We start from the raw sequence: 2,653 nt of genomic DNA on the forward strand, positions 1-2,653 counted from the left end.
CCGGGGCGGGTGCTTTCTCCGCCAATATCCAGTATATCCGCACCGGCGGAGACAAACTCAAGCGCTTGCCGGCGGGCAGCTTGTAAAAGGTCGCCGGTGTTTAGCAACCCATCCCCCGAAAAACTATCCGGCGTAATGTTGAGAATGCCCATGATATAGGTTCGACTACCAAAAGACAGAAATTTCATCAGCACTCCCAGGTCGGCGGGGCGGGTTTACTGGTTTGCGGCAAGCGTTTCGATCATCTTTTCGATGCGCTGACGGCGGGTTTCCGGCCGGCGCGCTTCCTGTACATGATTTACCCAGCGCTGGCGGTGAGATGGCGGTAAGCCATAAAAGTTCGCGGCAGCTGCGGCTGAATTTTCCAGCCCGGCACGCAGGTCGGCTGGCAGGTTGTACCAACCATCATAGGGTAACAGTTGAAAACCGCCGGGCAGCGTTTGGGGAATGATGCCCTTCAGGTCGGTGTCTTTCAAGAGAATGGTGATACTTTTCTTCAGCAAAGGGTGCAGGAACTGCGGGATCAAATCATGCAGGGGAAGCAAGACAAAGGCGCGTTCGTGCAGGCGGGGGTGCGGGATTTGCAGCTCTTTTTCGGAAAAGACCTCCTCTTCATAAAAGAGAATGTCCATGTCAATCAGGCGCGGTCCGTAGCGTACACCTTCATGCCGCCCCATTTGTTTTTCCTGCGATTTCAGGTAATGCAGCAATTCCAGCGGTTGCAGGGCAGTGGCAGTTTCGATGACCATGTTGAGAAAGCGCGGCTGGTCTTCAATCCCCCACGGCGGGGTTTCGTACACGAGGGAAGCGCGTAAAGGCAAGACCAACGGCGGCAGGCTAAAAATTGCCTGCCGTAAATTTTGCAGGCGGTCACCCAGGTTGCTCCCCAAAGCCAGAAAAACCCGTTTCAATCTCATTGCCTTTCAATCAAAAAAGCCAGATGAGGGGATGTTTCATCAATCCATAACCCCGCAGGGGAAGAAAGGGAACGACTTAATTCCAGGCCTGCATGCAGGCGCTCGGTCCAGATGGGTGAAGGCGGCGGAACAAGCGGTTGGGCTTGCGGAAAGACTGCCTGTACTTCAGACTGGGCGTCTTGCGGGTAAGACATCCATCCCAACGGGTTTTCAGGGTCGGCGTGCTGCTCCAGGAAGGACTGCCACAGGGCGAGCATTTTCTGCCAGCCCAAAGCGGCCGGCTGCGGCAGCGGCAGAAAGCGGTATTCAGGCGGCAGATTGAACCTGCCCACGGTGGTCGGGCTGCCCAGCACAGCCGCGATGGTTCTGTCGTGGGAGGCTTTTTCAATCCACAGCAGGGTATGCCGCTGCCCGTTGATTAACTCATTCAGCAGCAGGTGAAATAAGCGCGCCGGATGACTGAGTACGGGCCATTCAAATTGCGCCGGCGGCGGAAAAATGCCCGCATCCAAGGGGGGTGAGCCGTTGACCCAGTGAATTTCCTCAATCCATGCCGGCTGAAAGCCCGACCTTTCCAGTGCAGCAGGCAGTTCGGCGGGTGTTTGCAGCCGAAAGGAGGCGAACCAGTAGGCTTCGCTCATTGACCACGCAGTGCGTTGATCAGGTCGGCCAGCAAACCGTAAGCAGTGGTGTTGGGGCCGGGGTTGTTTTCTACAATTCCCAATCCCGGCAGGACATCCGAATGAAACTCAACGTAGGAACTGGTGCCGTTGATGGCAAACAACGGGCTGCCGGCCGAAACTCGCTGCGGTTTGACCGAGGCTTCCAGCAATTCCTTGCCTTTGCGCCGGGCGGTGCAGACGACCTTCCAGCGTTCGCCGGCCTTTCGGGCTTCGCTCACCATTTCGGGGGTTATCTCGCGGATGCTGCTGCGTTCAACCTGCTGGGGTTTGAGCGGAATGCCCAGCACCACCGTACTGAGCGCAGCGACTTTGATGGCGGCGTCCCAGCCGTCAATGTCCGCGGAGGGATCCGTTTCGGCAATCCCGATGGCCTGGGCTTCCTTGACGGCTTCTTCAAAGGTTTTGCCGTTTTCCATCAATCCTAAAATGAAATTGGTGCAGGAGTTGAGGATGCCCTGAAAGCCATGCACTTCAATGCAGGGTAAAGGCCCACGGAAAAGGGAGAAAATCGGTGCTCCGTCCATGACAGCCGCTTCAAACAGAAAGCGTTTACCCCGCGCAGCTGCCATTTCGGTCAGTTCCTGATAGGCGTGAACAACCGGGCCCTTGTTGGCGGTGATGGCGTGCATGCCCTTGTTCAGGGCGGCTTTGATGTGGTCAATGGCCGGCTGACCGGTGTGATGGTTAACCGGCGAGGTTTCCAGCATGGCCTCGGCAGAACTGGCAAACAGAAAATCCAGCGTGTTTTTGGGGGCGGGCATTTCGGAAAGAATGTCCAGCGATTGCCCGCGGTTGATAACCTCCAGCGCGCGGCTCAGGCTGATGCCGCCGGAGCTGATTGCGCTGCCGTGCCGCCCGGTTACGATGCCGGTGACAATGAACTGATAACCGAACTGCTGGGCAATTTGCTGTTCTTTTTCCATCAACAGGCGGGCAAAAGCCTGTCCGACGTTTCCAAAACCAACCAGAGCCAATGCGACCTGTTTCATGGTATCTCCCTTTTTGTGATTTTTATTCTATCTTATCCGTCTTTATGTCAATGGACAAGGGTTA

General features: G+C 56.2%; 4 protein-coding genes. All 4 read right to left on the bottom strand.

The window, feature by feature from the left end; all coding sequences use genetic code 11:
* Positions 1 to 188 (bottom strand): dihydropteroate synthase (locus VAE48_RS17160; RefSeq protein ID WP_322794560.1); only part of this gene is annotated, 188 nt, incomplete at its 3' end.
* A 27-nt stretch (positions 189 to 215) separates the two neighbouring features.
* Positions 216 to 917 (bottom strand): 2-amino-4-hydroxy-6-hydroxymethyldihydropteridine diphosphokinase, encoded by a 702-nt coding sequence (folK, locus tag VAE48_RS17165; RefSeq protein ID WP_322794561.1) that lies wholly within the window; start codon positions 915 to 917, stop codon positions 216 to 218.
* Complete coding sequence (locus VAE48_RS17170; protein WP_322794562.1) at positions 914 to 1,558, bottom strand: hypothetical protein; 645 nt, start codon at positions 1,556 to 1,558, stop codon at positions 914 to 916. The genes folK and VAE48_RS17170 overlap by 4 nt, the downstream gene beginning before the upstream one ends.
* Positions 1,555 to 2,589: a homoserine dehydrogenase gene (locus VAE48_RS17175; RefSeq protein WP_322794563.1), complete on the bottom strand. Its 1,035-nt coding sequence runs from the start codon at positions 2,587 to 2,589 to the stop codon at positions 1,555 to 1,557. Before VAE48_RS17175 ends, VAE48_RS17170 begins: the two co-directional genes overlap by 4 nt.
* Positions 2,590 to 2,653: the final 64 nt, after the last annotated feature.

It is taken from the genome of Bellilinea sp. (assembly GCF_034432615.1).
Lineage (GTDB): Bacteria > Chloroflexota > Anaerolineae > Anaerolineales > Anaerolineaceae > Bellilinea.

Coding starts and splice junctions, on each gene's coding strand:
- folK (WP_322794561.1), bottom strand. CDS start 917: ATGAGATTGAAACGGGTTTTTCTGGCTTTGGGGAGCAACCTGGGTGAC.
- VAE48_RS17170 (WP_322794562.1), bottom strand. CDS start 1,558: ATGAGCGAAGCCTACTGGTTCGCCTCCTTTCGGCTGCAAACACCCGCC.
- VAE48_RS17175 (WP_322794563.1), bottom strand. CDS start 2,589: ATGAAACAGGTCGCATTGGCTCTGGTTGGTTTTGGAAACGTCGGACAG.